At 74.3% G+C, this 24,884-nt stretch carries 25 protein-coding genes and 1 pseudogene; 10 read left to right on the top strand and 16 right to left on the bottom strand.

The annotated features are described in order from the left end of the window. Nucleotides 1–67 precede the first annotated feature (67 nt). Nucleotides 68–775, bottom strand: a complete 708-nt coding sequence (locus ACFVGO_RS26385; protein ID WP_380356490.1) for a TetR/AcrR family transcriptional regulator — start codon at nt 773–775, stop codon at nt 68–70. Nucleotides 776–854: 79 nt separating this feature from the next. On the opposite strand from ACFVGO_RS26385, the gene ACFVGO_RS26380 reads away from it, so the two are divergent. After that, nucleotides 855–1,787, top strand: coding sequence for a zinc-binding dehydrogenase (locus tag ACFVGO_RS26380; protein ID WP_380634403.1), 933 nt, complete (start codon nt 855–857; stop codon nt 1,785–1,787). Nucleotides 1,788–2,033: 246 nt separating this feature from the next. Then, on the top strand, nt 2,034–2,756 hold the full coding sequence (locus ACFVGO_RS26375) for a hypothetical protein (protein ID WP_359901929.1): 723 nt from the start codon (nt 2,034–2,036) through the stop codon (nt 2,754–2,756). A 510-nt stretch (nt 2,757–3,266) separates the two neighbouring features. Here the strand turns inward: ACFVGO_RS26375 and ACFVGO_RS26370 are convergent. The 3 genes and pseudogenes from ACFVGO_RS26370 to ACFVGO_RS26360 all read right to left on the bottom strand — a co-directional run. After that, nucleotides 3,267–3,368, bottom strand: a pseudogene (locus ACFVGO_RS26370) (NmrA family NAD(P)-binding protein); the annotation flags it as partial. Nucleotides 3,369–3,410: 42 nt separating this feature from the next. Continuing rightward, nucleotides 3,411–3,992, bottom strand: coding sequence for a hypothetical protein (locus ACFVGO_RS26365; RefSeq protein WP_380634401.1), 582 nt, complete (start codon nt 3,990–3,992; stop codon nt 3,411–3,413). Between the two features lie 59 nt (nt 3,993–4,051). Then, complete coding sequence (locus ACFVGO_RS26360; protein ID WP_359901923.1) at nt 4,052–5,038, bottom strand: zinc-binding dehydrogenase; 987 nt, start codon at nt 5,036–5,038, stop codon at nt 4,052–4,054. A gap of 110 nt (nt 5,039–5,148) precedes the next feature. Between ACFVGO_RS26360 and ACFVGO_RS26355 the strand changes: the two genes are divergently transcribed. Next, nucleotides 5,149–5,484, top strand: coding sequence for an ArsR/SmtB family transcription factor (locus tag ACFVGO_RS26355; protein ID WP_380356497.1), 336 nt, complete (start codon nt 5,149–5,151; stop codon nt 5,482–5,484). 111 nt (nt 5,485–5,595) lie between these two features. Here the strand turns inward: ACFVGO_RS26355 and ACFVGO_RS26350 are convergent, their stop codons facing one another. The 3 genes from ACFVGO_RS26350 to ACFVGO_RS26340 form a co-directional block, all read right to left on the bottom strand. After that, complete coding sequence (locus ACFVGO_RS26350; protein ID WP_380634398.1) at nt 5,596–7,386, bottom strand: hypothetical protein; 1,791 nt, start codon at nt 7,384–7,386, stop codon at nt 5,596–5,598. A gap of 136 nt (nt 7,387–7,522) precedes the next feature. Then, nucleotides 7,523–8,110 (bottom strand): hypothetical protein, encoded by a 588-nt coding sequence (locus tag ACFVGO_RS26345; RefSeq protein ID WP_380634396.1) that lies wholly within the window; start codon nt 8,108–8,110, stop codon nt 7,523–7,525. A 119-nt stretch (nt 8,111–8,229) separates the two neighbouring features. Then, nucleotides 8,230–8,997 carry a CDP-alcohol phosphatidyltransferase family protein gene (locus ACFVGO_RS26340; protein ID WP_359901911.1) on the bottom strand — a complete coding sequence of 256 codons (768 nt, stop codon included), beginning with the start codon at nt 8,995–8,997 and terminating at the stop codon, nt 8,230–8,232. Between the two features lie 385 nt (nt 8,998–9,382). On the opposite strand from ACFVGO_RS26340, the gene ACFVGO_RS26335 reads away from it, so the two are divergent. Both ACFVGO_RS26335 and ACFVGO_RS26330 read left to right on the top strand, forming a co-directional pair. Further along, nucleotides 9,383–9,961 (top strand): NUDIX domain-containing protein, encoded by a 579-nt coding sequence (locus tag ACFVGO_RS26335; RefSeq protein ID WP_359901908.1) that lies wholly within the window; start codon nt 9,383–9,385, stop codon nt 9,959–9,961. Nucleotides 9,962–10,097: 136 nt separating this feature from the next. Next, a complete protein-coding gene (locus tag ACFVGO_RS26330; RefSeq protein ID WP_359901905.1) occupies nt 10,098–10,787 on the top strand; it encodes an HAD family hydrolase in 690 nt (229 codons plus the stop codon). 41 nt (nt 10,788–10,828) lie between these two features. Here the strand turns inward: ACFVGO_RS26330 and ACFVGO_RS26325 are convergent, their stop codons facing one another. The 5 genes from ACFVGO_RS26325 to ACFVGO_RS26305 all read right to left on the bottom strand — a co-directional run bounded on the left by ACFVGO_RS26325 (nt 10,829) and on the right by ACFVGO_RS26305 (nt 14,358). After that, nucleotides 10,829–11,542, bottom strand: a complete 714-nt coding sequence (locus ACFVGO_RS26325; protein ID WP_380634393.1) for a YidC/Oxa1 family membrane protein insertase — start codon at nt 11,540–11,542, stop codon at nt 10,829–10,831. Between the two features lie 82 nt (nt 11,543–11,624). Beyond that, nucleotides 11,625–11,945: a DUF6412 domain-containing protein gene (locus tag ACFVGO_RS26320; RefSeq protein WP_359901899.1), complete on the bottom strand. Its 321-nt coding sequence runs from the start codon at nt 11,943–11,945 to the stop codon at nt 11,625–11,627. Nucleotides 11,946–12,013: 68 nt separating this feature from the next. Beyond that, complete coding sequence (locus ACFVGO_RS26315; protein WP_380356514.1) at nt 12,014–12,544, bottom strand: hypothetical protein; 531 nt, start codon at nt 12,542–12,544, stop codon at nt 12,014–12,016. After that, nucleotides 12,541–13,941 carry a hypothetical protein gene (locus ACFVGO_RS26310; protein WP_380356517.1) on the bottom strand — a complete coding sequence of 467 codons (1,401 nt, stop codon included), beginning with the start codon at nt 13,939–13,941 and terminating at the stop codon, nt 12,541–12,543. Before ACFVGO_RS26310 ends, ACFVGO_RS26315 begins: the two co-directional genes overlap by 4 nt. A gap of 3 nt (nt 13,942–13,944) precedes the next feature. Further along, nucleotides 13,945–14,358, bottom strand: a complete 414-nt coding sequence (locus tag ACFVGO_RS26305; protein WP_380356519.1) for a hypothetical protein — start codon at nt 14,356–14,358, stop codon at nt 13,945–13,947. A 137-nt stretch (nt 14,359–14,495) separates the two neighbouring features. On the opposite strand from ACFVGO_RS26305, the gene ACFVGO_RS26300 reads away from it, so the two are divergent. Together ACFVGO_RS26300 and ACFVGO_RS26295 are read left to right on the top strand one after the other, a co-directional pair. Further along, nucleotides 14,496–14,780: a type II toxin-antitoxin system Phd/YefM family antitoxin gene (locus tag ACFVGO_RS26300; RefSeq protein WP_359901889.1), complete on the top strand. Its 285-nt coding sequence runs from the start codon at nt 14,496–14,498 to the stop codon at nt 14,778–14,780. A gap of 34 nt (nt 14,781–14,814) precedes the next feature. Next, entirely contained in the window at nt 14,815–15,195 is a 381-nt protein-coding gene (locus ACFVGO_RS26295) for a type II toxin-antitoxin system VapC family toxin (RefSeq protein ID WP_359901886.1), read from the top strand. On the opposite strand, the gene ACFVGO_RS26290 is transcribed toward ACFVGO_RS26295, so the two are convergent. Continuing rightward, entirely contained in the window at nt 15,182–15,784 is a 603-nt protein-coding gene (locus tag ACFVGO_RS26290) for a hypothetical protein (RefSeq protein WP_359901883.1), read from the bottom strand. The two genes, ACFVGO_RS26295 and ACFVGO_RS26290, sit on opposite strands and share 14 nt — an antisense overlap. Before the next feature lie 55 nt (nt 15,785–15,839). Next, nucleotides 15,840–16,916 carry a Gfo/Idh/MocA family oxidoreductase gene (locus tag ACFVGO_RS26285; protein WP_359901880.1) on the bottom strand — a complete coding sequence of 359 codons (1,077 nt, stop codon included), beginning with the start codon at nt 16,914–16,916 and terminating at the stop codon, nt 15,840–15,842. Between the two features lie 286 nt (nt 16,917–17,202). Between ACFVGO_RS26285 and ACFVGO_RS26280 the strand changes: the two genes are divergently transcribed. The 3 genes from ACFVGO_RS26280 (at nt 17,203) to ACFVGO_RS26270 (ending at nt 20,198) form a co-directional block, all read left to right on the top strand. Further along, nucleotides 17,203–17,982: an HAD-IIA family hydrolase gene (locus tag ACFVGO_RS26280; RefSeq protein ID WP_359901877.1), complete on the top strand. Its 780-nt coding sequence runs from the start codon at nt 17,203–17,205 to the stop codon at nt 17,980–17,982. A gap of 241 nt (nt 17,983–18,223) precedes the next feature. Continuing rightward, the gene (locus ACFVGO_RS26275) at nt 18,224–18,952 is read left to right on the top strand and encodes a uracil-DNA glycosylase (protein WP_359901874.1); all 729 of its coding nucleotides are present in this window, start codon (nt 18,224–18,226) and stop codon (nt 18,950–18,952) included. Between the two features lie 187 nt (nt 18,953–19,139). After that, complete coding sequence (locus tag ACFVGO_RS26270) at nt 19,140–20,198, top strand: glycoside hydrolase family 6 protein (protein ID WP_359901871.1); 1,059 nt, start codon at nt 19,140–19,142, stop codon at nt 20,196–20,198. Nucleotides 20,199–20,262: 64 nt separating this feature from the next. Here the strand turns inward: ACFVGO_RS26270 and ACFVGO_RS26265 are convergent, their stop codons facing one another. After that, nucleotides 20,263–22,194, bottom strand: coding sequence for a galactose oxidase-like domain-containing protein (locus ACFVGO_RS26265; RefSeq protein WP_380634387.1), 1,932 nt, complete (start codon nt 22,192–22,194; stop codon nt 20,263–20,265). A gap of 69 nt (nt 22,195–22,263) precedes the next feature. Further along, nucleotides 22,264–24,378 (bottom strand): glycosyltransferase family 2 protein, encoded by a 2,115-nt coding sequence (locus ACFVGO_RS26260; protein ID WP_359901868.1) that lies wholly within the window; start codon nt 24,376–24,378, stop codon nt 22,264–22,266. Between the last annotated feature and the right edge of the window lie 506 nt (nt 24,379–24,884).

The raw sequence follows: 24,884 nt of genomic DNA, 5'->3' as shown, positions 1-24,884 counted from the left end.
CGGCGGCCCTCGGTGCGGCGGTGCCGGGCCGCGTTCGGGCCCGCCGCGGTTCGGCCGGTGCCGAGGCTCAGGCCCGCCGTGGTTCGACCGATGCCGCGAGCGCGCCCGGCAGTTCGGCGCAGGCCGTCCGGAGCCGTCGCGCGAGGTCGGCGCGGGTGTGCCCGGACGGCTGCGCCACCCAGCCGTCCATCGCCTGGTGGAACGCGGCGACCAGCATGTCCGTCGCCAGCCGGGCGCGCAGCGCGGCGCCCGCCTCGGGGCCGTCGAGGGCGAACCGGCGGGTGACCGTCGACACCGCCTCCCGGGTCGCCCGCTCGCAGAAGGCCAGCCCGTGGGCGTCCATCGAGGGCGTCCGGGCGGCCAGTCGGCGGCTCGCCAGGGCGCGTTCGGCCCAGCCGTCGGCCGGCATCCGGTCGATCGCCTCGGTGAGAGTCCCCTCCAGGAGGGCCATCAGCCGGCCGTCGTCCGACGGCCGGCTCTCCAGCACCTCCAGGAACGTCGTCCACAGGTCCTGGGTGGGCGCCATCGCGACGTCCTCCTTGCTGGAGAACGCGCGGAAGAAGGTCCGCTTGGAGACCTCGACGGCCTCGCACAGCCGGTCCAGCGTCACCCCGTCGAAGCCGTGCTCGCCGAACAGCTCCAGGGCGGTGTCGATCAGCGCCTGACGGGTGCGCAGCTTCTTGCGCTCGCGCAGCGGGAGCGCGGCGCCCGGCGCCTCGGGGGCCTGTTCGGCGCCCCGCTCCGGTGCCGTGGCGGTGGCCTTCTCGGGAGTCATCGCGGTCAGTCTAGTCGGGGCTGTAATGCCACCTGTAGGCTTATGCCACTCAGTGGCAGAATCTTGGGGAGGATCCTCCATGCGTGCACTCCTGGTCGACCGCTCGGCCCCCGGCGGCCTGCGCCTCGGTACGGCCCCGGACCCCGAGCCGGCGCCCCACCAGGCACTGGTCCGGGTCACCGCGACCTCGCTCAACTACGGCGAGGTCGCCTTCGGCCTCGACACGGCCCCCGACGGCACCGTCCTCGGCTGGGACGCCGCCGGCATCGTCGAACGCGCCGCCGCCGACGGCTCCGGCCCCGCCGAGGGGACCCCGGTGGTCACCCTGATGCCGGCCGGCGGCTGGGCCGAACTCCGGGCGGTGGACACCGGGTTGATCGGTGCCGCACCCGCCGGTGCCGACCTCGCCGCCCTCGCCACCATCCCGGTCGCCGCCCTCAGCGCCCTGCGCGCGCTGCACCGCATCGGCCCGCTGCTCGGCCGCAGCGTCCTGGTCACCGGTGCCACCGGGGGCGTCGGCCGGTACGCCGTCCAGCTCGCCCGGGCGGCGGGCGCGCACGTGGTCGCGTCCACCGGCTCGCCGGACCGCAACGGCGAGGTGCTGCGCCGCCTCGGCGCCCACGAGGTGGTCGCCTCGCCGAAGGAGACCGCCGGGCCGGTCGACGGCGTGGTCGACGTCGTCGGTGGCCCCCAACTGGTCGAGGCCTACGAGGCCCTGGGCCCCGGCGGCGTCCTGGTCGCCACCGGCCACAGCTCCGGCCGGGGCGAGGACTTCGCGTTCGGCACCCTGTTCGGCGACGCGAACAGGCACGACCGCGCGGTGGTCTCCTTCTACCTGCTCGGCTGCACCGGCCTCGGCCGCGACCTCGGGTGGCTCGCCCACCGGGTGGCGGCGGGCGAGCTGGACCCCGGTATCACCTGGAGCGGCGACTGGGACGACGCGGCCGAGGCGGTCGACGCCCTGCTCGGCCGGCGGCTGCACGGCAAGGCGGTGCTGACCATCGGAGCCTGAGGCCTCCCTCGGGCCCGGTCCGGCTCCCGTCCGGCTCGCGTCCGGGCCCGACCTGTCCGGCTCGCGTCCGCGCCCGACCTGTCCGGGGCCGCCGCCCCGACCCGTCCGGGGCCGCGACGCACCGCCCGTGCGCGGCCCCGCCCACTCGGACGGGTCAGGAGCTGTCGCTGTGGAGCGCGATGTTGCCAAGCATGGGGACGTACGGGCCCCTCGGCCGCCGAACACCGACCAGGAGAGGGATCCTCGGTGCGTGAACTCCACAGTCCCCCCAGCCACGGCCCCGGCCACCGTCCGCTGCCGGGGCGTCCGCCGCTCGGCCGTTCCCAGGGCGGCGACCGGCGACCTGGCCGCAGCTGGACCCCGCAGCGCACGATCGCGCTGATCGCGGCGGCGTCCGGCGCCGTCGTGCTGGTGGCCTGCAGCAGCAGCTCGTCGGGCACGTCGGCCGGCTCGCCGTCCGCCACCCTGCCCAACGCCAGCGCCTTCTCCGGCGAGCCGCCCTCCGCCATTGCCTCCGCCGCGCAGTCGCTGCTGGCCTCGGCGTCGGCCGCGGCGGTCTCGGCGTCGGCGGCCGCCTCCGAAGCCGCCGCCTCCCTCTCCGCGGCGGCGTCCTCCTTCCAGGCGTCCGTGTCGGCGCAGCAGGCCGCGACCCGGGAGAAGGCCGCCTCGGTGCTCAGCGGGGTGACGGACGGCGGCAACGCGCTGAACGACGTCACCATCACCGGCCTTCCCCGGCAGAGCACCGGCGGCCTGCACGCCGTGGTCGTCACGATCCAGAACCCGGGGCCCAATGCGGCCTCCTACGCGGTCCAGGTCGACTTCACCGACTCCAGCGGCAAGGCCGTGGACAGCTCGATCGTCGGCGCCGAGAACGTCCCGGCGAACGGCAAGGCCCAGCCCGTCGCCTTCAGCCGGCAGCCGGCCGACCAGCCGTTGACGCCCGTGGTGGTCAAGGCCGTCCGCTACTGACGTCCACGGTGCGGCCCGACAGCCCGACAGCCCGACAGCCCGACGGCCCGACAGCCCGACGGCCCGACGGCCCGGCACGCGGCCGCCGGGCTGCCGGAAGTCCGCCGCGCGATCCCGCACCCGGTCGCGGACGTCGCGCGGCGGACGCCCGAGCACCTCCCGCACGGTGCCGGTCACCCGCTCCCGCTCCCGCTCCCGCTCCCGCGTGAACGACGCCCAGGCGCGCAGCCGGGCGTCCGCGAAGTCGATCGCCCGGACGAAGGTCCGGTCAAGGCCCGAGTGCCGGATCAGCCGCTCGATCTCCTGGTGGAAGACCACGGCCGGCTCGTCGTCGGCGAGGTCCGCCACGTCCGCCGACAGGTGGACGACCCGCCGGGGGCGCCGGGCGATCAGCTCCACCACCCGGGGCCGCACGGGCAGCCCGGGCCACATCAGGTACACCGCCTCCACCCCGCCGGCCGGCGCGGGCCCCAGGCCCTCGGGCTCCGCGGGCAGTACGGTCTTCGCGGCATCGCGCACCAACGCCCGTACCGCGTGGCCGCCTTCGACCAGCGCGGCCACAACGCGCCTGCCCGCACTGCCGGTTGCGCCGATCACCAGAATCTCGGTCATGCCCGGCCCAACGCCGACCGGGCGGGGGGCTGTGCCCGGGGACTACCAGCCGTGCTCCACCGGCCCGACGGGTGCCAGCCCGACCTGCCGGGCCAGCCACTCGGCGCGCTCGACGTCGCCCTGGCGGAAGTGGATGAACAGGGTGTGGTCGTCCGCGGGCCGGTCGAAGTCGACGTTGTCGCTGCTGAGGGCGATCTGGACACCGGCGTCCTTGGCGCGGACGTCCAGGCCGAGTTCGGGGGCGGCCGGCCAGGCGAAGCCGCCCCAGGACAGTGAAGCGGGCGAGGAGCCGAGGAGGGCGAGGAACCTGTCCTCGATCGACCCGGCGGGCCGCTCGTCCAGATGGAACGCGAACGGGGCCAGTGCGTCCACTCGGGGATCGCCCGCCGCCAACAGCCGTCGGAGCTCGTCGGTCCCGACGTTCCGCTCCTGGCCGCCCGGGTGCACGTGGTCGGGAAAGGCCTCGAACAGCCGCCGGGCCTCCGCCGCCGTGAGCTCGTCCGCGTACGCGTTCGCCTCCGTCGAGCGCCGGTGCACGGTGATGCCCAGCAGCCGTTGGGCGGCGTCGTAGGCGACCCACCGGTTGGTGGTGCGCAGGACCGGAAGGACGTGCGAGGTGCTCATGGCGGTGAGTCAAACAGACCGGGCACGGAGCGTCATGCGGATTCTCCGGGCGGCCGGGCTCAGCCGCCGACGCGCACCACGTACTTGCCGGTCGCCAGCCCGTCCTGCATGGCGTCGTGGGCGGCCGGGACGGCGTCGAGGCCGGGCAGTTCGGTGACCGGCAGTGCGAGGCCCCCGTCGGCGAGCAGGTCGAGGACCCGGCGGATGGCGCGGGCCAGCCGCTCGGGGGCGGTGGCGGCCAGGCCGCGGTGGCTGAAGCCGGTGACGGTCAGGTTGCCCGCCATCAGGCGGCCGAGCGGGGGCAGGTCGGCGACGGTGCCGCCGCCCGCGTTGCCGAACAGCACGATCCGCGCGCCGGGCGCGGCCACGGCGAGGTCGAGGTCGAGTGCCGCGGTGCCCAGCGGGTCGAGCACCAGGTCGACGCCCCGGCCGCCGGTGGCGGCGCGAATCGCCTCGGCCGCTTCGTCGGAACGGGCGAAGGCGTGGTCGTAGCCGGAGGCGATCGCCGCAGCGGCCTTCTCCGGCCGGCCGACCGTGCCGATCAGCCGACCGCCGCCGAGCAGCGGGACGAGCCGGGCGACGGCGTTGCCGATCCCGCCGCCCGCCGAGTGGACGAGGACGGTGTCCCCGGCGGTGAAACGGCCCGCGTCGGTCAGCAGCAGCACCGAGGTGGCCAGGCCCAGCGGGACGGCGGCGGCCTCGCGCAGCGCCACCGCGTCCGGGAGCGGCACGGTGAGCGCGGCCTCCGCGACCACCACCTCGGCCAGGCCGGCGCCGACCGGCGCGGCGACCACGCGGTCGCCCACCGCCGGTCCGGTGACGCCCGCGCCGAGCGCGCGGACCGTGCCGGAGACCTCCTTGCCGGGCAGGTACGGCCAGTCGGCGGCGTACGCGGCGTCCCCGCGGCGGGTCATCACGTCCACGAAGTTCAGTCCGGCGTAGGCGACGTCGATCGCCACCTGCCCCGGTCCGGGGTGCGGCGCCGCGATCTCCTGGATCCGCGAATTCTCGGCTCCACCGGGTGCGGTCATCACCAGTGCGCGCATGTCGGTCCCCCTCGACTACGATGTTCGACGAACGACGAAATTGGTGCGGGTCAAGTGGTACCACGCCGTTTCCATGGATGTCGAACATCGCAGATCGGAGAGGTCGACCCATGCCCCGCAGCACCCGCCGCCGACCGGCGCTCGCGCACCCCGAGACCGAGGAGATCGACCTCTTCGACGTCCTGCACGCGCTCTCCGACCCCACCCGGATGACCATCGTCCGCATCCTGCGCACCGAGCCCGAGCGGGCCTGCGGCACCTTCCCGGTGGACGTCGCGCCCTCCACCCTGAGCCACCACTTCAAGGTGCTGCGCGAGTCCGGCCTGATCGCCCAGCGCGAGGAGGCCAACCGGCGCTTCTCCGCCCTGCGCACCGTCGACCTGGAGCGGCGCTTCCCCGGCCTGCTCGACACCGTGCTCGCCGCGCACGCCCGTACGGCGCCCTAGCGGCCGGGGCGCGCTCGGCGCCTGCCCGGCCCGGGCGTTCGGTGCCTGTCCGGCGTCGGGCGTTCGGTGCCTGCCCGGTCCCGGTCCCGATCCCGGGCGTCCGGCGCCCGCTCAACGCCGGTGCCAGACGGCCCAGTTCTGCCCGGCGTCGAACCGCTCGACGTACCAGTCGGCGGGGTGCCCGGGCCAGTAGGCCTCCGGCGGCCTCCCCGCCTCGGGCAGCGGGAGGACCATGACGTTCGCCTCCGCCGGGACGGGCTGCCAGCGGGGGTCGCGGAACCAGACCCGACCGCGGTAGACCTCGAAGGTCTGGGTGGCGCGCAACGCCCAGTCGACGTCCCAGGCGAACACCACGTTGTCGTCCGCGGTGATCCCGGAGGCGCGGGTGAAGCCGGTCGCCAGGCCCTCGCGCCCCACCGCGTGCGGCCGGGCGACCTGCGCGGTGATGGTCGAGGTCGCGAAGGCGGCGAACAGCGCCAGCGAGACGCCGAGCGCCCCGAGCACCCGGCGCCCCCCGCTGTTGCGGACCAGCACCACCGTGCCGAGCGCGAACACCACGGCGGCGCAGGTGCGGGGCAGGTCGATCCGGCCCCAGTCCGCGGCCAGGAACGAGACGTCGGGCAGGGTCCAGGGGATGAACATCGACGTGTGCAGCCGCTCGCCGGCCTCCAGCGCCACGACCCCGGCGAGCAGCGGGACGAGCCCGGCCGCCACCGCCGCCGTCCGGACCAGTGCCCGGCGCCCGTGCCCGGCGAGCACCGCGACGCCCGCCACGAAGGCCGACGGGACGAGGCAGGAGGTGTAGCGGGCGTACACCCAGTCGTCGACCCGGCCGTCCAGCGGCAGCGCGGCGGAGGCGGCCAGGGCCGTGCCGAACAGCAGCGCCACCAGCACGCCGCCGGTGATCCGCAGCGCCCGCGGCGGGCGGCGGTCGAACACCGCGCCCAGGCAGGCGACGACGGCGAGTCCGCCGATGCCCCAGGTGGAGGCGATGAAGTACCAGACCTGGCCGGCGGCCCGGGCGAGGGTCTGCAGGGCGATCGCCGGATCGGTCAGGCCCTTCCAGAGGGAGCCGCCGACATCGCTGTCCGGGACGGTGAACTGCGCGTGCAGCCAGGCCGACAGCAGCTCGGCGCCGAGCACGCCGAGGCCGAGTGCCGCGAGCCCGGCCGCCGTGGCGCGCCACGGCGCCCGGCGCAGCAGCAGCACGCCGAGGAGGACGGCGGCGGTCAGTGCGACCACCACGCCGCCGCGGTCGTGCACCGCCATCGCGCAACCGGCCGACGCCCCCGCCCCGACGGCGTGCCAGGTGCGGCGCCGCAGCGGGCCGTCGGCCAGCCAGCCGTGCAGGCAGAGCAGCCAGGCGAGCACCAGGACGGGCAGCACGGCGTCGGTCATCACGAACTGCGAGTAGAAGACCACCGGCGGCAGCAGCGCGGTCGCGGCGCCGAAGGCGTACGAGCGGCGGCGGTTCAGGCCGAGGCGGCGCAGTGCGACGTAGGCGAGCGGGAGGACCAGCGCGTTGACGGCGGCGTTGACGCCCATGACCAGGTGGTAGGCGGTCGCCGGGTCGTCGGCCAGGCGCAGGGCGGGGGATATCAGCAGGGGGTAGCCGCCGGGGACGACCACGCCGACCGGGATCTCGGTCGCCGAGCCGCCGGCCAGCACCCGGGCCAGGGCGAGATAGGAGTCCTCGTCGGGGTGGACCGACGGGAAGCTCATGGACCGGACGAGGACGAGCCGGAACAGCAGCTCGGCGAGGTAGCCGGCGAGCAGCACGGCGGCGGGCCGGGTGGCGGCCGTCCGGACGGCGGCGGCTCGGGCGGTGGCGAGCAGGGCCGGGGCGGGCCGGTCCTGGGCGGGCCGGGGAGGGTGCGGCCGGGTCGTCGTGCGGGGTGGCATGGGCGTGCCCCCTTCTGTCGGACTGTCGGACGACTGTATATGTCGATGGACTGCATATGTAGTCCGACTGGTTCCGAAGAAGCGGGTGGTGCCCGTGGTGCCCGTAGTGCCCGTGGTGCCCGTGATGCCCGTGATGTCAGGGGTGGCGGCGGTGGCGGCGGTGGTACGACACGGTGACGGCCGCCAGCAGCGGTGCCCAGGCGACGGTCGGCAGATAGAGGAAGCCGACCAGGAAATGGCCGCGCGGAGTCATGTCCGTCCCCGGGACGGCCCACCACGCGGCGAACGGCGTCCACAGCACGGCCAGGCCGGCGGCGCCGGCCGAGGCCGCGACGACCACCGCGCGCGGGTCGACCGGGCGGCCGCCGAGGAACGGGACCCAGCGCGGCGGCACCGTGCCCCACGGGCGGACCAGCCCGATCGTGAGCAGGGCGAGCGCCTCGGTGATCACGCTCAGGAAGACCGGCCACACCGCGCCCCACCCGGCGAAGCCCATCGCCCGGTAGCCCGCCCCGGTGTACCCGCCGTGCCAGCCCGCCACCAGCCCGAGCCGCCACAACCCGGCCGGCAGCGCGGTGACGGCGGCGAGGCGGGCGGCGCGCACGGCCCAGCGGGGCGGGGCGGGAACGGCGGCGATGGCGGCAGTGGCGGGGGCGGTGGTAGCGGCGATGGCCGCAGCAGCAGTGGCGGGGGTGGTGGCCGCGGCGGGCGGGGGCGTCGTCATGCCCTCACCCTCCCGCCCGGCGCAGGCCCGCCGCGTCCGCCCGGCGACGGTCTCGGCGCCGGTCCCTCCCCCGGGCGGGGGAGGGGCGCGTCAACCCGCCGTGGATGCGCCCCGGCCGCTCAGCGCAGCCGCGAGGAGGACAGGATCGACGCCAGGTGCGCGACCACCATGCCCCAGGTGATCACCGTGATGCCCGCGAGCGTCCACCGGGTGGCGTCCAGGTTGCCGAGCCCGGCGTCCACCACGGCCGCCGCCAGCAGCACCAGCGAGGCCTCGATGCCGTTCGTCACCCGGTGGATCTTGAACAGCGAGGCGACCTTGCGGGCCGTCGCGATGCCCTGGGAGCGCGGCTGCGTCGACTCCTCGGTGGCCGGAAGCTGCCCGCTGCGGGCCCGGGCCACGTCCACCAGGTCCGTCGAGGCCTTGAGCAGCACCACGCCCAGCGCGGCCGCCAGCCCCGCCGACACCCACAGCTCCGAGCCGCCGCGCGCCGCCCGTACGCCCGCGCCGATCATCAGCGCGGCGTCCGCCAGGTAGGCGCCGAGCCGGTCCACGTACACCCCGGCCATGCTGAACTGGCGCTTCCAGCGCGCCACTTCGCCGTCCACGCAGTCGAACAGCAGGAACAGCTGGAACAGCACGACGGCCAGCGCCGCACCGGTCACGCCCGGGATCAGCAGGGCCGCGCCGCCGCCGACCCCGCACACCACCATCACCCAGGTGAGGGTGTTCGGCGACACCGAGGTGCGCACCAGCTGCCGGGTGGTCCGCAGCGAGACGGCCCGCATGTACAGCCGGCCCGCCCAGTGCTCGCCGTTGCGGCTCTGAAGCTTGGCCTGCGGCTGGCACACCTCGCGCAGCTCGGCGAGCGCCGGAGCAGCCACCATGACGACATCCCTCCACCTGTCCCGAAACGATCACCACAGGCTACGGCCTCCGGGGAAACGCCCGGACCAGCCGGTATGCCGCCGGCGGTACGGGAGGTGTCCTCCGGGGGAACGTCTGCCGCGGACGTCCGCGGGCCGGGTGCGGCCCGCGCGGGTACGGGCCCGCGCGGGCGGCGCTGGGCGCGTGCGGGCGTCGGTGGCCGCGTGCGGCCCGCGGGGAAAACCGGTGGGCCGCCCGAGCGCCCCCGGGCTAGGCTGCGCGGGTTCGCCGGAACCCGAAGCCCCGGGGCCGAACGCCCGCCCCGACCTCCCGCTCCCGCACGCCGGTTGACGCGGTCCGCGCGGCCCGCACGGTCTCCCGGAACGGAACGAGGAGCGCAGACCCATGGTGACCACGGGCAGCCCGTCACAGAGCCCCGACCTGGCCCGACTGCTGGACGACCACCGCCCGCAGGGCCCGGTGGAGACCGCCGACCACGAGCGGGCCCGCCGCCTCCTCGGCGTCGCCGACGCCTGGAACAGAAGCACCTTCCCGCTGCACTTCACCGCCTCCGCCCTGATCGTCCACCCGCCGACCCGCCGCGTCCTGCTGCGCTGGCACGTCCGCCAGCAGGCCTGGCTGCACGTCGGCGGCCACGGCGACCCGGGGGAGACCCGGCCGCTGGACATCGCCCTGCGCGAAGGCCTGGAGGAGACCGGCCTGACCGACCTCACCCCCTGGCCCGGCCCCGCCCTCGTCCACCTCGCCGTGGTGCCCGTCCCCGCCTCGCCCGCCGAACCCGCGCACGAGCACGCCGACCTGCGCTTCCTGCTGGCCACCGACACCCCGGAGCAGGCCCGGCCGGAGAACCCGGCGTCCCCGCTGGAGTGGCTCACCGTCGAGGAGGCCGGGCGGCGGACCACCGAGGAGAACCTCCGCGAGACCCTCCACCGCGCCGCCCGCCTGCTGCCGCCCGCCGCCTGACCGGCCTCCACCGCCGCCCTTTCCCGCGGCCCTTCCCTGCCGTCCTTTCCCGCCGCCGTTCCGTGCTGCCGTTCCGTGCTGCCGTTCCGTGCTGCCGTTCCCTGCCGCCCGACCGACTTCCCCTGGAGACCACCGGATGATGCACACCGACCAGACCCTGATCTTCGACGCCGACGACACGCTCTGGGAGAACAACGTCCTCTTCGAGCGGGTCATCGACGGCTTCCTGGACTGGGTCACCACCACCCCGGCCGAGCAGGAGCGCACCAGGGCCCTGCTGAACCGGATCGAGGCCGCCAACTCCGCCACCCTCGGCTACGGCGCCACCGTCTTCCGGCAGAGCCTCGCCGACTGCCTGGAGCAGCTCAACAGCCGCACCCCCACGGCCGCCGAGCAGGCCCGGATCGACGACCTGCTCACCCCGCTGACCAGCCGCGACGTCGAACTGATCCCCGGCGTCGCCGACACCCTGGCCGCCCTCGCCGACCGCCACCACCTGCTGCTGCTCACCAAGGGCGACCAGCGCGAACAGCAGCGCAAGGTGGACGAGTCCACCATCGACCACCACTTCCGCGGCATCCACATCGTCGCCGAGAAGTCGGTCGACACCTACCGGCAGCTCACCGCCGACCTCGGCCTCGACCCCGGCCGGACCTGGATGATCGGCAACTCGCCCAAGTCCGACATCGCCCCCGCCCGCCGGGCCGGCCTGCGCACCGTGTTCATCCCGCACGAGCACACCTGGGTGCTGGAGCACGCGGAACTCGGCCCGGACGAGGCGACGCTGCAGCTCGGGACCTTCCCCGAGCTGCTGCGCCACTTCTGACGACCGGGCCGTCAGGTCATCGCCCGTCGGGCCATCACCCGTCAGGCCAGCAGCGCGGCCGCCGGCACCGGCGTGCCGTCCCGGTACAGCCAGGCCCGCTCGGCGGCCGACCAGACACCGGCCGTCAGCAGGTACAGCACGGCGGCCGCCGGCACCAGCGCCGCGAACAGCACCGACCCGAACGACAGGTACGGCAGCAGTCCCGCCCCCGGCTGCGGGGCGGGCTGCGCCGTCGCCGCTGCGGTCGCGGCCGCGGCCGTGCGTCGGGCCCGGCGGAAGTTGACGAACCCGACCGCCGCCAGCCCGGCGAACAGCACCCCGAACACCGCCCACTGCCCGACGCCGTGCGCACCCGTGACATGCAGGCCCAGCGGCACACCGAACAGGGTGTGGTCCAGCAGATCGTTCGGCGTGGTGAACAGGCGGTACATCACCGAGAAGAACGGCACCTGCACCAGCAGCGGCAGACACCCCGCGAACGGCGACACCTGCTCCTTGCGGTACATCTCGGCCAGCGCCTCCCGCAGCCGCTCCGGCCGGTCCTTGTGCTTCCTCTGCAGCGCGGCGACCTTCGGCGCCAGCCGCGCCCGGGCCTTCTCCCCGCGCGCCGCCGCCCGCGCCAGCGGGTGCAGCGCCAGCCGGACGGCGACGGTGAACAGGACGATGGCGAGCGCGGTCGGCACCAGGTGGGCGACAGTGGCGACGACGGCGTGCGCCAGGGCGACGGCCGGGTCGAGAACGGCGAGTACGGACATGGTGGAGCGAGCCCTCCGGGGTCTCAGGAATGAGTGAACGGCGGAGGACGGCTGCGAAGAACTGCCTACGGAAGGAGGGGGTTCACGCGGCCGCCAGGGCCGCCCCCGGCGCCCTCGGGCGTCGCCTGCCCCGGGCATCCGGATCACGCTGCGGAAGGAACGCCGTACCGAACGCCCGACGCCGCAGCACCCCGCTGCGCACCGCCGCCGGCGCCCGCGCCCCCAGCAGCCGCGCCCCGGCCAGCGCCCCGGCGACCGCCCCGGCCACCAGCGCCACGGCCGCGACGGCGGCCACCGACGCCAGCATTCCGCTGTCGGCCACCAACTCCCCGGTCAGCACCCGGAGCAGGCCCAGCAGCATCGCGACGACGGCCACGGCGCGCTCCCCCTCCCGGTGTCCCATCGGCTTCCTGACGTACCAGCAGGACGATCCTACGGCGCACCGGGTTCCCGCTGCATCGGGGAAATCCCCTACGGCGCATCCATCCCGTACACCCACACCCGCGCGCCCCCGTCCGCCTCCGACGCCAGCCACAGCTTCGCCGCGAGCCGCTTGGTGTGCCCCGGCAGCGGCTCGGCCAGGAAGGAACCCTCCCGCAAGGGGCCCGCCGCCCCCGGATCCGGTGCACCCGCGTGCCGGAACCCTTCCAGCGCACCGCTGTCGACCGGGCTCTCGACGCTCGGCTTCACCGCCGTCCCGATATCGGCCAGGAACCGCTCCTCCTCGCCCGGCGGCAGCCGGAACGAGAGGTACGCGGTGTCGTCCTGGAACCCCTTCTGGTAGGCCCAACGCACCTCGCCCGCCGACGCGGGCGGCCGCACGCGCGAGAACTCCCCGACGAACTCCGACGTGACCGTCGTCCACGACCCGGGCCGCCCGCTGTCCGGCGCCGGATGCCGGTCCCACTCCCGCAGCCAGTGGAGCCCTCCCACGGCGGCCCCCGCCAGCACCAGCGGCACCACGATCGCCAGCAGCACCACCCACCGTTGCTTCCGCGTCATGGCGTCCTTCCCCCAGGTGCGGTGGGTTCGTCGAGTGGGACGGTGATCGGCTTGGTCCTGCCGACGATGTCGAACTCCTGGGCCAGTCCCGTCTGGTGCAAGGTCGCCATGTCGTGGTCCGTGATGGTGGTTCCGGCGATCGGCGTGCTCTTGCCCTCGTCCCAGTTGTAGCGGTCCCAGACATTGACCTGGTACTGCAGTGACACCTGGGGCTTGCCGTCCGGCCCTGGGACGGCCGTCACCACTCCGGACGTGAGGTACTGGTGGCCTCCGATTGCGCGGTACCAATTGAGATCATCGAACCTCCGGGTGCCGACCGGACTCTCGACGGGGATCGCGACCGGCGCTCCCCCCGACTTCTCGAACGCCTCCACTGCGGCCTGACGCCATTTGTCCCTGTTGGCGGCCAGCTGAGCATCCGCGCTCGCCCGGAAGCCGGCGTCGTCGCGAAGCATGGGCTCGACGGCCAGAATCAGGGGCTTTCCGTTGCCGTCCAGGTAGTGCGCCATGTTGCGGGCGGCATCGGGGTAGCCGGCGAGCGCACCGCCGCCGACCATGCTCGCGACCTCCACCCGCATCACCTGGTCGGCGATGCCCGGTTCCCGGACTCCCCACGGTCCGGCCCCCTTGTCCGGCGACGACCACTCGTACTCCGTCGGCCCCAGGATCCCTGCCTTGATCAGGCTGTCCGCATCGGCCGAGAGCAGCCCGGCCCGTAGCGCGGGGTCGAGCGCGGCCCACCACGCCTTCCGAGCCTTGGGATCGGTGGGCATGCCCATGGCCGTCTCCAGATCGCTCAGGGCGTTGGCGGCCCCGTCCGGATGCGTCGCCGGGTCGACCTCCTCCGGGTTGAGCGCGCGCAGGGCCGCGGCCACGGCGTTGTCGGCCTCGGTGGCCGCCGTCAGTGCCGCGGTCATGTCCTGGACGTGGTGCTGCAGTTCGTCCCACTGCCGCTTCCGGTAGGCGATCGCCTCGGGGTCGTTGCGCTCCTCGGGCGGCAGGTCGGGCAGGGTGACCGTGCCGTCGTCGGCCACGGTCGCTCCGAGGGCCTCGGCGTCGCCGATCGCCCGCAGCAGCTTCTGCTGGGCCTCGGTGAAGGCCTTCCGGGCACGGTGCAGCGCGGCGGCGACGGCCAGCGCCTCGTAGTGGAAAGCGTGCAGTTCGTCGGCCAGGAAGCCGATCTCCCGTACGGCCTCATCGGCGGCCGCGCCGGTCCAGGGCCGGCTTCCGGCGGGCGGAGGCGCGTACGGGCCGCCGCCTCCCGAGAGGGGATGGAGCACACCGGACCGCAGCCGGCCGGCGAGGTGCTCCAGGTGGCCGGAGACGCCGTTCCAGGTGCCGCCCGCATGGTCGAGGGAGGTGAAGGAAGCGTGGCGGAGCAGGGCGAAGGTCACCATGGTTCACGGCCCCTTGAAGCCGGCCGCGGCGGAGCCGTCGGCCGCCCGGTAGCCGCGTGCGGTGGCGTCGAGGCGGTCCGCGGTCAGGCCGAGCCGGTTGTCGAGGCTGGTCCAGCGGGCCTTCCACCAGGTGAGCGCCTGCGACAGCGCGGGTCCGGTGGCGAATCCGCCGGCCAGAGCCTGGACCGCCGCGGCGGTGTCGGGTTCGACGCGGCCGACCGAGAACTGCAGCTCACCCCGGATCCGCCGCGATTCACCGGCGGCCTGCTGGAGTGCGGCCGGCTGGACCAGGACGGACGGGCCCGCGGCGCCCGTCCAGGGCCCGGCCGTGCGGGGCGGGCTGAACGGATCCTGTGGTGGTGGCGCGTCCTGGCCGTAGAGCCAGGGATTCAGGTCCTTCTCGCTGGTTCCGGACACGACAGAAGCCCCCCTCTGTTCGAATGATCGGTGGTCGAACCTAGTCGATCGGGCGCGGGCGGGGGTGGGTTTCGGGGGAACGGGCGGGGGCCGTTCGGGGTGTAGCCAGGGGGGCTACGCGGGGCTACTTTGGAAGGGTGAAGACGATTACCCAGCGGGAGTTCCGGAACAACTCCGCCGCGGTGATGGACGCGGTGGAGGCGGGCGAGACCTTCCACATCACCAGGAACGGGGTCGAGGTCGCCGAGCTGCGGCCGGTGTCCGGGCGTCGGCGGCTCACGGCGGAGGAGCTGGTGGCGCGGCACGTGAAGCTGCCGCGGGTGGACCACCAGCAGATGCGCAAGGAGGCCGAGGAGTACTTCGGGCCCGAGGAACTGGTCGGGGACGAGGGAGACGACCCGTTCGAGCGGCGGCGTGGCTGAGCGCCGCAGGGCGTCCCGGAGGCGGCCGGCCGGGGTGCTGGACACCTGCGTCTACATCGACCTGGCGCTGCTCAACGCATCCGACCTGCCGACGGTGCCGGAGCTGACCGCGATCACCTTCGCCGAGCTGCAGCAGGGCGTGTCGATGGCCCGGGACCCGGCCAGCCGGGCGGCCCGGCTGGAAGTGCTGGGCGCGGCGATGGCGGACTTCGACCCGCTGCCCTTCGACGCGGCGGCCGCCGCCCGCTACGGGACGCTGGTCACCCTCACCATCGCCGCCGGGCGGCAGCCGCGCCCGCGCCGGATAGACCTGATGATCGCCGCGGTCGCCTCGGCCCACGGGCTGCCGCTGTACACCCGCAACGTCGCGGACTTCCGGGGGCTGGGCTCGGCGGTGGAGGTCATCGGGGTGTGAGGGCGGCGGCCCCCTCCTGCTCGACCCGGTCGGCCAGGGCGGCCGCGTGCCGCAGTGCCACCGCCCGGTCCCGGGTGCGCAGCAGGACGGTGTTGCCCCCGCGCTTGTCCCGGTCGCTCCCCGCCTTGGCGGCGACGGCCCAGAGCGGGCGGCCGAGCAGTTGCAGGACGAGCCAGCGGAGCCCGGAGTCCAGGCCCACGAGCACGGCGTACGGAATGAGGACGATCAGTCCTTCGCCGCTGCCCGGATCGACGTTCCGGAACGGGTTGTAGTCGTTCAGCCGCTTCCGGGTCGCCCTGAACCGCCCGAGCCACACCACCGCGATCCGTACGGTCACGGCGTCCGGCCCGGTGACGTCGATGTAGCCGAGGGCGTCGGCTCCGGTCCGGCGGCCCTCCGCCCAGGCCGCCCGGTTCGCGGCGATGGAGGTGACCAGCTCGCGTTCGCGCGCCTCGGCCTGCTGCGCCTTCTGCCGCGCCTCGAACTCCGCGGTCCACGCGCTCTCGCGCTTCTTCTGTTCGGCGGACCACGCGCGTTCGCGATCGCGGCGCTCGTCGGCGTCGATCTGCCGCCCCCGTTGACTGCTCATCCGCTCATCGTAGGAGGCGAGTCCGTGGGGGCGGCAGGTTCCGGCGAGGCGTTCCTCAGCCCGGGCGGACCGCCGTCCCGGTCGCGGCGGAGGTGCGGGCGGCCTCCAGAACGGCCAGGGCGGCCACCGCGTCGCGCGGGTCGACCGGGGGCGGGGTGCCCGGGTCGGTCAGGGCGGCGGCGATGCCCGTGTAGAAGGCGGGGTAGTCGCCCGGGTCGGTGGGCAGCGAGATCGCGGACTCGTCGGTGCCGAGGGTGCCGTAGTGCGCGGGCCGGTCGGCGCCCCAGGGGTGGGTGCCGTCGGGGCGCAGGCCGGCCCGCAGGTCGGCCTCCTGCGGGTCCATGCCCGTCTTGACGTAGCCGGCGGTGTCGCCGAGGACCCTCAGCCGGGGCCCGATCAGCGGGGTGACGGCGCTGGTCCACAGGTGCGAACGGGTGCCGCAGGTGTGGGTGAGGGCGAGGAAGGCGTCGTCGTCCACCACCGCGCCGTCGCGCCGCACGTCGATCTCCGCGTACACCGTCTCGACCGGTCCGAACAGGGTGAGCGCCTGGTCGACCAGGTGGCTGCCCAGGTCGTACAGCGTGCCGCCGACCTCGGCCGGGTCGGCCAGCTCCCGCCAGCCCGGCTTGGGCTTGGGGCGGAAGCGCTCGAAACGGGACTCGAAGCGGTGCACCCGGCCGAGCGCGCCGCCGCGCACCAGCCGGGTCGCGGTGAGGAAGTCGCCGTCCCAGCGCCGGTTGTGGAAGACGGAGAGCAGGACGCCCCGCTCCTCGGCGAGCCGGCACAGCTCCCGCGCCTCGGCGGCGGTGCCGGCCAGCGGCTTGTCCACCACGGTGGCCAGGCCGGCCCGCAGCGCGGCGCGGGCGAGCGGCGCGTGGGTGCGGTTGGGCGAGGCGATGACGACCAGGTCGAGCGCGTCCGGGTCGGCGAGCAGCTGCTCGGGCGTGTCCACGGCGCGGGCGCCGGGGTGCTCGCTCGCCAGCTGGGCGCGCCGGTCCGGGTTGGCGGTGACCACGGCGTCCAGCCGCAGCCCCGGGGTGGTGGCGATCAGCGGCGCGTGGAACGCGGAGCCGGCCAGGCCGTAGCCGATCAGGCCGACGCGGAACGGGCCGGGTGTCGTCTTCGGGTTCATGCGCCTACTCAATCACGAGGTGCCCGATTGCTCCCGGTTCGGTGAACGGCGCCGGGGAGTGCGGAGGGCGCCCGGGCGGGAGGGCCGTCGGGGTGGGCGTCGGGGTGGGTCGTCGGGGTGGGCGTCGGGCAGGTGGAAGCGGCAGGTGACGCGGGTGCGGGAGGCCGGGTCGGCGCCGGTCCGGTGGGCGGGACGTCCTGTTCCCGCACACCCGGGCGGATTAGGCTGTGCCGGGTCAGGGCCCTCGTACGACGCAAGACGCTGCAACACTTCGGGAGACACGCACGTGGCAGACCGCAAGCCCATCGAGTCCTGGCTGACCGACATGGACGGGGTCCTCATCCACGAGGGCACGCCGATTCCCGGGGCGGAGGAGTTCCTGCGCAAGCTGCGGGAGTCCGGCAAGCCGTTCCTGGTCCTCACCAACAACTCCATCTACACTCCGCGCGACCTCAGCGCCCGGCTGGCCGGGATGGGGCTGGAGGTGCCGGAGGAGTGCATCTGGACCTCCGCCCTGGCCACGGCCAAGTTCCTCAAGAGCCAGCGGCCGAACGGCACGGCGTACGTGATCGGCGAGGCGGGGCTCACCACCGCCCTGTACCAGGCCGGTTACGTGCTGACCGACAACAACCCCGACTACGTGGTGCTCGGCGAGACCCGCACCTACTCCTTCGAGGCGCTCACCAAGGCGATCCGCCTGATCAACCAGGGCGCCCGGTTCATCTGCACCAACCCGGACGAGACCGGCCCCTCCCCGGAGGGCGTGCTGCCGGCCACCGGATCGGTCGCGGCGCTGATCACCAAGGCGACCGGCGTCGAGCCGTACTTCGTCGGCAAGCCCAACCCGCTGATGATGCGCGAGGCGCTGAACACCGCCGGGGCCCACTCCGAGACGGCGGTGATGATCGGCGACCGGATGGACACCGACATCGTCGCGGGCATGGAGGCCGGCATGGAGACGATCCTGGTGCTCACCGGGCTGACCGCCGCGGCCGACGTGGAGCGGTTCCCGTACCGGCCGACCCGCGTGGTCCAGTCGATCGCGGACCTGGTCGAGCTGGTCTGACCTCCGCGGTGCTGTCGTGGGCCCCGTTCCGGCCGGTCGCCGGGGCGGGGCCGCTGCGTACCCGGGGGAGGCGTCGCGGCGTACCCGGGGCGGGGCCGCTGCGTACCCGGGGAGGGGGCGGGCGGGCGCCGGCCGGAGCCCGGAACCCGCTCCGCGGGCGTGAGTTGTCGGTGGGGCTGTGTAGCGTTCGGGGTGAAAGAGGGCGTGCGGCGCAGCAGCCGCGGTGTTGGAGGTAGATGTCGTGACGGACACGGTCGAGGCGGGCGTGGTCGAGGCCGGCGAGGGCGGCGGGCTGGAGCTGCCCGAGTCCTGGCGCGGGGTGCTGGGCGCCGAGACGGAGAAGCCGTACTTCGCGGAGCTGGCGGCCTTCGTGGCGGCCCAGCGCGCGGAGCACGAGGTGTTCCCGCCGAGCGGCCAGGAGTTCGCCGCGCTGGACGCCACCGCGTACGACAAGGTCCGGGTGCTCGTGCTCGGCCAGGACCCGTACCACGACAACGGGCAGGCCCACGGCATGAGCTTCTCGGTGCTGCCGGGCACCAGGACGCCGCCGTCGCTGCGCAACATCTTCAAGGAGCTGGACGCCGACCTGGGCATCCCCGCCCCGGACAACGGCTACCTGATGCACTGGGCCGAGCAGGGTGTGCTGCTGCTCAACGCGGTGCTCACGGTCCGCGCGCACGAGGCCAACTCGCACAAGGCGAAGGGCTGGGAGAAGTTCACCGACGCGGTGATCAAGGCGGTGAGCGACCGCGAGGAGCCCGTGGTCTTCGTGCTGTGGGGCAACTACGCGAAGAAGAAGCTGCCGCTGATCGACACCGCCAAGCACGTGGTGGTGCAGGGGGCGCACCCGTCGCCGCTGTCGGCGAAGCTGTTCTTCGGCAGCCGTCCGTTCTCGCAGATCAACGCGGCGCTGGACTCCTTCGGCGCCGAGGCCATCGACTGGCAGGTGCCGAACCTGAAGGAGGCGTGAGCCCCCGCCTGAGCGCCGCCGCGCGTTCCTGAGCACTTCCGGTCGCCGGTGGCCGTGGACCGGACGGGTTCGATGTCCCGTCCGCCCACGGCCACTTGGCGTTCACCGACGGTGGGAGTCGACCGGTGCCGGGTGTGCTTAGCTGGTGCCGACCGGTCGCCGGACCGGTCCCGGGGAGGAGCGGTACGTGCACGGGCTGGGGCGGGCAGGGGCGTTGCGCGGGGCCGTGGGGGCGCTGCTGGCCGGGGTGGTACTGGCGGCCGTGTCCGGCTGCAGCGGGTCGGACGGCGGCGAGCCGCGAACCGGGTCCGCTCCGTCCGCCGCGGGTACGGCCGACGGCGCGGCGGCGGGCGCGGGCTTCGCCCAGCTTCCCGGCCAGGCCTTCTACGTCTCCGACCGGACCAACGCCGCCCACCAGGTGTCCGCGCTGCGCGGGCAGGGCCGGACGGCGGAGGCCGACGAACTGCTGCGGATCGCCGCCCAGCCCTCCTCGCAGTGGCTCGGCGAGCAGGGCGCCGGGGAGATCGCCGAACAGGTGAGCCGACGGGCCGCCGAGGCGGGCCGGACGGCGGTCTTCGTCGCCTACGACATCCCGCACCGCGACTGCGGCCAGTACTCGGCCGGCGGCGCCCCCGACGCGGCCGCCTACCGCGCCTGGATCACCGGCGTCGCCCAGGCCCTCGGCGACCGCAAGGCCTGGGTGGTGCTGGAGCCGGACGCCGTCGCGCACACCCTGGACACCTGCGGGATCAAGGGCGACCTGGCCGCCGAGCGGTACGGCCTGCTGGCCTTCGCCGTCCAGGAGCTGAAGAAGAACCCGAACGCGCGGGTCTACCTGGACGCGGGCAACCCCGGCTGGGCGCAGGACCCGGAGGAACTGGCCACCGCCCTGCGCAAGTCGGGCATCGCGGCGGCGGACGGCTTCGCCGTGAACGTCGCCAACTTCTACGACACCGCGCGGAACGCGGCGTACGGCGCCAGGCTCTCCGCGGCCCTGGGCGGGAAGAACTTCGTCATCGACACCAGCCGCAGCGGCAACGGGGCCCTGGGCGGCGACTCCTGGTGCAACCCGCCCGGGCGCGCGCTCGGCGAGCGGCCGACCACCGAGACCGGCCGGCCCGGGGTGGACGCCTACCTGTGGATCAAGAACCCGGGGGAGTCGGACGGCGACTGCGGCCGGGGCGAGCCCCGGGCGGGCGAGTTCTGGCTGCCGTACGCGCTCGGGCTGGCGCGGGCGGCGCGCTGAGGCCGCCCGCGCCGGCCCGGGCCGCACGGCGCGGGCCCGTGCGTGACCGCGCGGGCCGTTGCGGCTACGCGGTGACCTGGATCCAGCGGGCGACCGACGGGGTGCCGGCGGCGTCCGTCAGGAACAGCATGTACCAGCCCGGCGGCAGCAGGTCGGGGTTGCGGGGCAGGGTCAGCGAGACGCCGTCCGCCGTCCGCCCGGCGATGTCCAGGGCCACCGAGCGCTGTTCGACGTCCGTCACGTGGGTGACCGAACTCGGCCGGATCAGCCTGGCGCCGGCGACCGCCTCCGGCCGTGCGGTGCCGACGGCCAGCGTGCCGCCGAGCCCGGCCGCCTGCGGAACGGCACCGACCTGCGGGCGTTCGCCGTGGTACAGGTACGGCGGGGTGTAGATCTCGATGCGCTGCTCGAAGCCGCCCGGCCGGGTCTCGGCCTTGTCGGCGAAGAGCGGGTTGGAGCCCAGCACGGCGACCCGGCCGTCCGGCAGCAGGAGCGCCTCGGAGTGGTAGTCGCGGCCGACGGCCGGCTCGGCGGCGGTGCTGAAGCTGTTGGTGTCCGGGTGGTACACCTGCGCCTTGAGCAGGTCGCTGTCGCCCCGGCCGCGGTAGCCGCTGGAGCCGCCGGTGGTGAAGACGGTGTCGTCCGGGAGGATCACGCTGTTGAGGTAGCGGGTGCCGCCGGCCGGCAGGTCCGGGCCCGGGGTGAAGGCGGGTGCGGCGGAGGACAGGTCCGCGATGTCGGTGCGGGCCGTGGACAGCGGGGACTCGCCGACGCCACCGCCGCCGAGCACCATCACCTTCTGCGCCTGGGCGGGCGGCAGCAGCACGGATGAGGAGGTCTCGGTGAGGTTGGGGTCGCGCAGGCCGGGGACGGGCTGGAAGGCCCCGGTCGACACGTCCCACAAGCCGGGCTCGCGGCCCTTGTCGCCGGGGCCGTAGCCGCCGTTGGAGCCGGAGTAGAAGAGCTTGCCGGAGTCGGTCAGGAAGATCGCCGGGTAGGTCGGGAAGTAGTGGTCGGGGCCCTTGGACCAGGACTTGGTCCTCGGGTCGTAGACCTCGTTGTCGTTGCCGTTGAGGACCTCCCCGGTGTCGTCCAGGCCGGAGACGGTGACCACCCGGCCGTCGCCCAGCCCGGTCAGCGTCGGGTACCAGCGGGCGTGGGCCATGTCGGTGACCGGCTCGTAGAGCTCGGTGTCCGGGTTGAACTCGAAGGCGGAGCGGATGCCCTGGTACTCCTGCTTGTCCAGGGTGAGCTTCTCGTTCTGCCCGTACAGGTTGTGGGCGTCGGTGCCGCTCAGGCCCTTGATCCGGTACTGGGCGGGGGAGTCGGAGACGTAGTCCGGGCCCGGGCCGACCGCCTCCACGTACACCCGCTGCTCGCCGGCGGCGACCACGGTCTCGCGGCCGGAGCCGGTCTTGGTCGCGGCCGGGACGGTCACCGGGGCGGTGCTGGCGTACTCGTGGCCGTTCGGGGCGACGAAGACGGTGCCCGTGGGGAAGGTCCGGTCGCGCTCCGGGCTCTCGTTGCGCACCCGCATGATGCCGGCCGCCTTCTTCACGGCGGCGGCCAGCTTCTCGTAGCGCTGGGTGCCGCCGGCCACCAGGACGCGGCCGTCCGGCAGCGAGGTGTGGCCGCCGCAGAACATGTCGGCCGGGGTGGGGACCAGCTTGTAGGTGTTCGCGGCCGGGTCCCAGAGCAGGCTCTTGAAGGTGCCCGCGTTGAACTGCTTCTCGTCGTTGCCCGAGCCGGCCACGATCAGGACCTTGCCGGTGCGCAGCAGGGTCGCGTGCACGGCGTTGACCCGGAACTCGGCGGGCAGCGACAGGGTCTGCCAGTGGCCGTACTGCGCCTTGTACTCGGGGCGGTTGATCACGTAGTGGTGGTACTGCTCGGAGGCGAAGCCGAGGACGGCCGGAGCGTTCATCCCGGCCACGGTCAGCGCGACGGTGCTGCCGAGGGCGAGGCGCTTGGTGCGGCCGGCCTTGTGGATCTTCACGGTGGTGCTCCCCTCGGGAGGCGGTCGGGTGCCGGGCTGGGGGTCGGTGGGTGCTGTCCGCGAGTGCTGTCAGTGGGGGGATGTGCCGCTGCCGGCGCGGTCGGGTGCGGGGCGGTCGGGTGCGGGCCGGCTGGGCGACGGATCCGGTGCCGTGCGTGCGGGCGGCGAGCTCCGGGGGTCGCGGGCGTGGCGCGGGCGGCGCTTCTCCAGGAGGACCGTCGGGGTGGCCGTCGGGCCGCCGGTGACGGTGAGGTTGGCGGTGGGGCGGGTCCGGCGGCGGCGGACGGCGTCGCCGGCGGTGATCAGGACCGGCAGGAGGGTGAGCACCAGGGCGATCCAGGCCCAGGCGCGCATCGCGGCGTGGTCGTAGCCGGTGACGTAGGAGGCGGTGATCGCGCCGCCGAACACCAGCGTCCAGAAGAGGTGGAAGCGGAAGGTGCCGAGCCGGTCGGTGCTGGCCGAGCGGCCCTTGGGCGTCACCACGAAGCGGCTGCGCACCCGCAGCAGCGACTGGAGCAGCGAGGCCGCGTAGACCGGGCCGCAGAGCGCCGACATCACCATCCCGGCGACCCCGGAGGAGCCGGCCGGCTCGTGCGGGCTCACGTTGTGCTTGCGGTTCCAGGTGTAGAGCAGGAGCTGGAGCGCGGCGGCGTCGCTGTAGAGCATCATCCAGATCTCCGAGGAGACGTGCACGCCCGATGCGCCGAAGCCCAGGTAGAGGACGCTGGACAGGCCGCCGAGCAGCCAGGTGAGCGCCGCCATCGGGTAGAAGCCCACCATCAGCGTGTAGTTGAGCAACCGCCCGGGGGACAGCTGCCACAGCACCCGCCAGTACTGGGTGAAGAGGGTCTCGTAGGTGCCGCGGCTCCAGCGCAGTTGCTGGGAGAAGAAGTCGGTCCAGGAGGACGGTCCTTCGCCGACCGCGAGCACGTCCGGGGTGTACACGGACTTCCAGCGTTCCCCGGTCTCCGGGTTTCGGCTGCGGTGGAACTCCAGGCCGGTCGCCATGTCCTCGGTGATGGAGTCGTACAACCCGCCGATCGACTGGAGCGCGCTGATTCTGACGGCGTTGTTGGTGCCCACGAACATGGGCGCGCCGTAACGGTTTCCGGCGCGTTGGACGAGGGCGTGGAAGAGGTACTGCTGGCTCTCGGAGAATTTGGTGACGGCCGAGCCCGAGCTGCGGTAGTTCCCGTACACCTGGGGGCCGACCACGAATGCCACGTCGGGGTCGCGGAAGTAGCCGAGCATCCGTTCGCAGAAGTCCGGCAGTGGAACGTGGTCGGTGTCCACGGACACCCAGAACTCGTAGTCGTCGCCGTGGGCCTGGAGCCAGGCGTTGTAGTTGCCGTGCTTGGTGCCGGCGCGGAACCTGCCCTTCGGCCGGTTCCACTGCGGCCGGCCGGCGCGGCTGAAGTGCCGCACGCCCAGCTCGGCGCAGAGCTCCCGCATTGCAGGATCGTTTCCCTCGTCCAACAGCCAGACGTCGTAGGGTCCGTTGTGCCGAACGGCGCGGGCCGCGGTCAGCGTGGCCCGGACCATCTCCGGCGGCTCCTTGCCCGGCACGCAGGTGGTGAGGAAGGCGACCCGGGTGCCGGGCACCGGCGTCACCGGGACCGGGTCACGGGCGACCAGCGTGGCGTGGGTGTTGGAGACGACGTTGACCAGCCGGAACACCTCGACGACGGCGATGATGCCGATCATCACCTTGTCGCCGAGCAGCACCAGGGCGTTCGTCTCGTCCAGCCGCTCGGGCCAGTGCTCCGGCAGCAGCAGCCAGACCAGCAGCACCACCTCCACCACCGGGGCGGCGACCATCAGCAGCGCGGCGCGGATCCGGTGCGGCTCGCGGCGCAGCAGGCTGCGGTACCGGACGCGGTAGGGGACCGCGGGCGGTGGCTCGTACGGGGGAGAGGCGTACGGGGTGCTCGCCGGGGTGGGGTCTTGCGGGGCGCTCGCCGACGCGGGGCCGTACGGGGCGGCCGGTTCGGGCCAGTAGACGCCGCCACCGAGGTCGTCGTCCTCGTCCGGGTCGTACGCCGGGCCCGCGAGACGACTGAAGTGGCCGTAGTCGTACGGGGCTTCGGGTGCGGGAACGGCACTGAGGGCGGCCTCGTCCAGCTGCCCGGCACCTCGCCCGCCGGCCGTTCCGGCGCCCTTTCGCCGCGAGAACGGCGTGGTCATGGCTGCTCCCCCCGGAGTTCGCTCCGTGCTCGGCTCGCTCGGCCTTCGCGTGGGCCTGCCTCGACTCGGAGCCGTCCGGGTGGAACTCGGTGGAACCGGCCGGAATCGGCTGGAACGGGACCGGGCGAACTGCGCTTCTCACGCAGTTCCCGGGCCGTCCAGCACATTCGCCGGGTTCCGCCGGTTCCGTCGCGCGTCGGTACGGGGGCTTCGAATCCGGGATCCCGATGCACTTTCCAGCTTCCCCTCCGGGCGCTCCGGGATCCTTGGCCTCATCAACTCTCCCCGAGTGCACCGGTGATCGCAACCAATCCGCGAGATCGCCGCCGCCCAAGCATGAAGATGCCACGGTTCCCGGCCGGTCCGGCGGGCGTTGGTGCTATTGCGGTGAATTCGCCCGGGCCCGGGCGGCGATCCGTGGAACTCGGGGGCGGCGGAGGGCTGTTGAGAGGGGCGGTCGCGGTCGCGGTCGCGGTCGCGGGGGCGGGAGTGGGGCGGCGCAACGG

Origin of the sequence: Kitasatospora sp. NPDC057738, assembly GCF_042798815.1 — a bacterium.
In the GTDB taxonomy this organism is placed as follows: domain Bacteria; phylum Actinomycetota; class Actinomycetes; order Streptomycetales; family Streptomycetaceae; genus Kitasatospora; species Kitasatospora lactacystinica.
Note: the sequence above shows the minus strand (reverse complement) of the source record. Positions and strands in the feature narration are given on the sequence as shown.

Bases quoted from the DNA above. Each gene is read 5' to 3' on its own strand.
- ACFVGO_RS26385 (WP_380356490.1), bottom strand. From the start codon at position 775: ATGACTCCCGAGAAGGCCACCGCCACGGCACCGGAGCGGGGCGCCGAA.
- ACFVGO_RS26380 (WP_380634403.1), top strand. From the start codon at position 855: ATGCGTGCACTCCTGGTCGACCGCTCGGCCCCCGGCGGCCTGCGCCTC.
- ACFVGO_RS26365 (WP_380634401.1), bottom strand. From the start codon at position 3,992: ATGAGCACCTCGCACGTCCTTCCGGTCCTGCGCACCACCAACCGGTGG.
- ACFVGO_RS26360 (WP_359901923.1), bottom strand. From the start codon at position 5,038: ATGCGCGCACTGGTGATGACCGCACCCGGTGGAGCCGAGAATTCGCGG.
- ACFVGO_RS26355 (WP_380356497.1), top strand. From the start codon at position 5,149: ATGCCCCGCAGCACCCGCCGCCGACCGGCGCTCGCGCACCCCGAGACC.
- ACFVGO_RS26350 (WP_380634398.1), bottom strand. From the start codon at position 7,386: ATGCCACCCCGCACGACGACCCGGCCGCACCCTCCCCGGCCCGCCCAG.
- ACFVGO_RS26345 (WP_380634396.1), bottom strand. From the start codon at position 8,110: ATGACGACGCCCCCGCCCGCCGCGGCCACCACCCCCGCCACTGCTGCT.
- ACFVGO_RS26340 (WP_359901911.1), bottom strand. From the start codon at position 8,997: ATGGTGGCTGCTCCGGCGCTCGCCGAGCTGCGCGAGGTGTGCCAGCCG.
- ACFVGO_RS26335 (WP_359901908.1), top strand. From the start codon at position 9,383: ATGGTGACCACGGGCAGCCCGTCACAGAGCCCCGACCTGGCCCGACTG.
- ACFVGO_RS26330 (WP_359901905.1), top strand. From the start codon at position 10,098: ATGATGCACACCGACCAGACCCTGATCTTCGACGCCGACGACACGCTC.
- ACFVGO_RS26325 (WP_380634393.1), bottom strand. From the start codon at position 11,542: ATGTCCGTACTCGCCGTTCTCGACCCGGCCGTCGCCCTGGCGCACGCC.
- ACFVGO_RS26320 (WP_359901899.1), bottom strand. From the start codon at position 11,945: ATGGGACACCGGGAGGGGGAGCGCGCCGTGGCCGTCGTCGCGATGCTG.
- ACFVGO_RS26315 (WP_380356514.1), bottom strand. From the start codon at position 12,544: ATGACGCGGAAGCAACGGTGGGTGGTGCTGCTGGCGATCGTGGTGCCG.
- ACFVGO_RS26310 (WP_380356517.1), bottom strand. From the start codon at position 13,941: ATGGTGACCTTCGCCCTGCTCCGCCACGCTTCCTTCACCTCCCTCGAC.
- ACFVGO_RS26290 (WP_359901883.1), bottom strand. From the start codon at position 15,784: ATGAGCAGTCAACGGGGGCGGCAGATCGACGCCGACGAGCGCCGCGAT.
- ACFVGO_RS26285 (WP_359901880.1), bottom strand. From the start codon at position 16,916: ATGAACCCGAAGACGACACCCGGCCCGTTCCGCGTCGGCCTGATCGGC.
- ACFVGO_RS26260 (WP_359901868.1), bottom strand. From the start codon at position 24,378: ATGACCACGCCGTTCTCGCGGCGAAAGGGCGCCGGAACGGCCGGCGGG.